The following is a 3,970-nucleotide window of genomic DNA, read 5'->3' as shown; positions in this document are numbered from 1 at the left end:
GATAATTACCTTTTTAATTGACGTTTAATCTCATGTATCAAGGCGCGATAGCGCTTCTAAGTTCCGGTGACTGCGCCAGGGTAGGACGCTATTGTGCTTTCTGAATCTGGTAAAATTCACCTTCAGGATTTTTTAAGTTGAGCATCGATCGCCGACAATAACTTTTCAAAATTCACTGGCTTTGATAGGTAGTTGTTAGCTCCTAGCTGCAAAGCTTTTTGGCGGTAGACAGTAATTACTAACACTTTTTTCATTGATTTCATGCTGCTATGTATGGAACGTCAATTGACTGTTCGCAGTACTGATGACCACAGCCAGACAAACCTTAATAGCCTGAATTGTTCTGCCAGCATGGGTTACACTCCAGTCAATATGTCAAGTTTGCATATTTTACTCTTAGATATAGTCTGCCAGAAATGGGGGGGCAGACTCGATCTAAACGGTATAGAAAATTTCTCAGGCGTCTTGTTGCAGCACGACGAGCTGCTGGTCTGACACAGGTGGAAGTGGCTGAAATCCTTAATCAGCCACAATCTTACGTTTCCAGATGTGAGTCTGGGGAACGCCGCATTGACCCAGTTGAGCTGAGTGATTTTGCGGCTATCTACGACCAGCCTTTGTCATATTTCCTTGACAAAAGCGCATACAGCTCAAGGAAGCGTATAGACACAGGTTTGCCAGAGGAGCAGTCATAGGGTTCAACCCGTCAATGTAGACAACCCTATCTGAGGGTGTCCGTAGACTGTATTGGGTTGGGGGAGCAGTTCATCCCGATAGTGGACTATTAACGACCCTTGAAGCCATACCAGTGCTACGGTTCTCATTGGGCAAGATTAAAAAAAAGTAGACACCCAAAGAAGGGGTGCCTACTGGAATACTGGATGGAGTGAGAGTGTTAGAACTCAGTATCATCAGCCATGTCGGAAAGACTCTGATGAGCGGCTTTCGCTTTCCATTCGCGGCGGCGCTCCCAGGACTTATCGTTAATCTCAAGCAACTGCTCTAAGGATTTGCCGAACTTGCGTAGAGCATATTCTAAGAGTTGCTCAAGAGAGAAGCGGCGCTCCTCGACTTTGCCAAAGACTGATTGAAAGCGCACTTTGAGTTCATCCCAGGAGAAGGATTCACCAAGAGAACGTTTTGCCGACAAACCTTGCAGTTCGCGGATGGTGTAGTACACAGTTCCATAGAGCTTCTCATGGTAATTGTCTGTGCTGTACTCGGCTAGGGCTTCAGTGTCGATAGCTTCGATAGTTTTGGTAGATTTGCGATCGCGTGTCGTAGTAGCCATTTTTTTGTATCTGATTAAGTTCAAATGCTTTCGTGCGTTAGCACTGCCAAGACTCTCAAACCCACCGAAATTGTGACTTGAAGACAAAAGTTTACCGTCCCGTTGTCCTGTAGCTTTAGCCAGATCGAGGCGAGCAAAATAATAGAGAGTGCCAAGCGTGACGCCTTTTTCTCGGAACGATCGCCACTTATAACCGCACTCACCTGGTTTGTATTTGGCTGATTGCTGACTCCACTCGTCCCAGGCAGAAAGCAGTTCCTCGCTTACTGATTTGAGCGCCATACCGACTAATATCCAATCTCTGTAGTCGTCAGCTCGTTCCGGTGAGATGAGTTTGAGAACTTCTAGTGCCGAATTGAATTGGTTTTCCTGACTAGGTATTTTCGTAGTTGCCGCTCTTGGTGACTCCGCTTTCCCAGATTTGGCTTAGTTTTTGTAGGTTTGTGTTTTCGCTTGAAAGTGATTTTGGTTTCGTCTTGCGCTCGCATCAGAGCAAGCAACCAGTATGGGGCTAGAGCCACTGGGGTTGTGGTAATTGAACATCCATCGCACCATCGGTATTGCCCAGTCGTGGGATGTAAACTTGGGGGCAGGATTGATTGACAACCCTTCCACCTCAATTCCAAGGCTTCGTCCTTGCCTGTGCTGATTTTTCGGGTTCTCAGTAGTGAGGTATCTTCAGCTGGAACGACAAAAAGATACTGGCATCGCCCGGGTCGCCCAGAAGTAAAAGCGATCGTGTGGGGAAGTCCAGTCCCCTCTGATAGTTCGAGTATTTTTAATGAAGCACTGATTCCGTCTTGGTCAAGTGCCATCAAATAGTAGGTTTGGCTGCCGCCTTGGATCGGGTGTCCGGTCAGCAGTCCAATCCCGGTCGGCATGACGTGGTAAGGTTGCCGATTTTTGTCCAAGACTGTTACACCACCTGCGATTAGCCCTTGGATTAGTTGTCCTGGCACAAAGGGTCTGGTTTGCCAAAAGTAGCCGAGTGGCTTTTTATATTTGGTCGGAACCAGGGGCCAGTCAGGCGGCAAATGTTTGAGGGTGGCTATTAAGTTTTGGGTATGGTGGTTCATGAACAGCCAGTTGTGGTTGAAGCCACTACTAGGCTGGGCGCTAGCCCTTTGCTCTTAAGCGTTACCCTGCTTCTGGAATCAAAACTAGCAGCTTTTTGCGGTTAGATTGGGGCGAAGCGCCCACATTCGAGCAGTGGAAGAGCGATTTGATGAGCGCGTTAGATAGGATGAGCAAAGATGGAGGGCTGATAAATTATGGTTCAAACAGTTGGGATTACCAAAGCGATTACTAACCTGAATGAGGCGCACGACAAGTTCAATCTAAGTCAGACGGCTGATACCCAGTTTTTCACAGAATGGTTTGAGGATTTACCAGAAATTACTGATAGCGAGAAAGAATTTCTGAATCGACTGAAGAATCGATACCTCTATTATGCTGCGGATGGTGCGATAACCGAAGGTACGGTCAACATTATTATGGTGTCTCCGTTGTTGGAATTGATGGGGCTATGTGACCCACCTTTTAAGATTCGGGGTGAGAAATTTGTGAAGGTTGAAATTGAAGACGGAGGCGAAGAGGAACCCGTATTAGAAGGATTTATTAATGCTTTGGTTGTACACAATCAATTCTGGGTAGTGTTAATTGAATCGAAACGTTATGGTTTTAGCGTTATGCAGGCTCTCCCGCAAACTTTAGCCTATATGATGGCAAACCCTAACTCAGAAATGCCTAGTTTTGGCATGATAACGACTGGTGAAGACTATATTTTTATCAAGCTAAATCAGCAGGTGCGTCAGTATGACCTTTCGCACAAATTTACAATACTATCTGATGAAGATAGCAATTTACACAGAGTTGTACGGGTAATGAAGCGAATTATTAGATTGTATTTACAGGTATAAAGGGGAAGTATCTACTCAGGCGATTACATCTTTGTTCTTGCTTTGGTGAGCGCTATTCCAAACTCATTTTGGTTATGAATAAGTGCAACTTCATTGCTGAACTATTATAATTTATATAATAAAAATAAAAAATATAAGACACAAAGCTGATAAATTATGGTTCAAACACTTGGAATTACTAAGGCAATTATTAACCTGAATGAGGCACACGAAAAATTCAATCTGATCCAGACGGCTGACACCCAATTCTTTATAGAATGGTGTGAGGATTTACCCGAAATCACGGATAGCGAAAAAGAATTCCTGAATCGACTGAAGAATCGATACCTCTATTATGCAGCAGACGGTGAAATAACAGAAGGTACAATTGACAGGATTATGGTGTCTCCACTGCTGGATTTAATAGGGCTATTTGACCTCCCTTTTAAAATCAGAGGTGAGAGATTTGTGAAAGTGGAGATTGGCAATGGAGACACGGTATTAGAAGGATTCATTGACGCTGTGGTGGTGCAAAATCAATTCTGGGTGGTAGTCATTGAGGAGAAGCGTTTCAACGTTAATGTTTTGCAGGCTCTCCCGCAAACTCTAGCCTATATGATGGCAAACCCCAACTCAGAAATGCCTGGTTTTGGGATGATAACAACTGGGGATGACTATATTTTTATCAAGCTGAATCAGCAGGTGCGTCAGTACGCTCTATCCGACAAGTTTACAGCCATATCTCGTGATGAAAACAACAATTTGCTTAGGGTTTTACGAG

6 protein-coding genes are annotated in these 3,970 nt (G+C 44.6%); 3 read left to right on the top strand and 3 right to left on the bottom strand.

Annotated elements, in window-relative coordinates; genetic code table 11:
- Positions 1-122: 122 nt before the first annotated feature.
- Positions 123-254, bottom strand: a complete 132-nt coding sequence (locus V6C93_RS06600) for a hypothetical protein (protein WP_333475858.1) — start codon at positions 252-254, stop codon at positions 123-125.
- A 162-nt stretch (positions 255-416) separates the two neighbouring features.
- Between V6C93_RS06600 and V6C93_RS06595 the strand changes: the two genes are divergently transcribed.
- Entirely contained in the window at positions 417-695 is a 279-nt protein-coding gene (locus V6C93_RS06595) for a helix-turn-helix transcriptional regulator (RefSeq protein ID WP_333475857.1), read from the top strand.
- 200 nt (positions 696-895) lie between these two features.
- Here V6C93_RS06595 and V6C93_RS06590 read toward each other — a convergent pair whose 3' ends face one another.
- Both V6C93_RS06590 and V6C93_RS06585 read right to left on the bottom strand, forming a co-directional pair.
- Entirely contained in the window at positions 896-1,672 is a 777-nt protein-coding gene (locus V6C93_RS06590) for a PriCT-2 domain-containing protein (protein ID WP_333475859.1), read from the bottom strand.
- Entirely contained in the window at positions 1,636-2,367 is a 732-nt protein-coding gene (locus V6C93_RS06585) for a bifunctional DNA primase/polymerase (protein ID WP_333475856.1), read from the bottom strand. Before V6C93_RS06585 ends, V6C93_RS06590 begins: the two co-directional genes overlap by 37 nt.
- A gap of 195 nt (positions 2,368-2,562) precedes the next feature.
- Between V6C93_RS06585 and V6C93_RS06580 the strand changes: the two genes are divergently transcribed.
- A complete protein-coding gene (locus V6C93_RS06580) occupies positions 2,563-3,210 on the top strand; it encodes a type I restriction endonuclease subunit R (protein WP_333475855.1) in 648 nt (215 codons plus the stop codon).
- A gap of 156 nt (positions 3,211-3,366) precedes the next feature.
- A partial coding sequence (locus V6C93_RS06575; RefSeq protein WP_333475854.1) for a type I restriction endonuclease subunit R occupies positions 3,367-3,970 on the top strand: 604 nt, incomplete at its 3' end.

Origin of the sequence: Allocoleopsis sp. (genome assembly GCF_036703385.1) — a bacterium.
GTDB lineage: Bacteria > Cyanobacteriota > Cyanobacteriia > Cyanobacteriales > Coleofasciculaceae > Allocoleopsis.
The sequence above is the reverse complement of the archived record's forward strand: the minus strand, read 5'-3'. Positions and strand labels throughout refer to the sequence as shown.

What these genes read in the sequence shown, in the direction of transcription:
- V6C93_RS06600 (WP_333475858.1), bottom strand. Translation starts at nt 254, where the DNA reads ATGAAAAAAGTGTTAGTAATTACTGTCTACCGCCAAAAAGCTTTGCAG.
- V6C93_RS06595 (WP_333475857.1), top strand. Translation starts at nt 417, where the DNA reads ATGGGGGGGCAGACTCGATCTAAACGGTATAGAAAATTTCTCAGGCGT.
- V6C93_RS06585 (WP_333475856.1), bottom strand. Translation starts at nt 2,367, where the DNA reads ATGAACCACCATACCCAAAACTTAATAGCCACCCTCAAACATTTGCCG.
- V6C93_RS06580 (WP_333475855.1), top strand. Translation starts at nt 2,563, where the DNA reads ATGGTTCAAACAGTTGGGATTACCAAAGCGATTACTAACCTGAATGAG.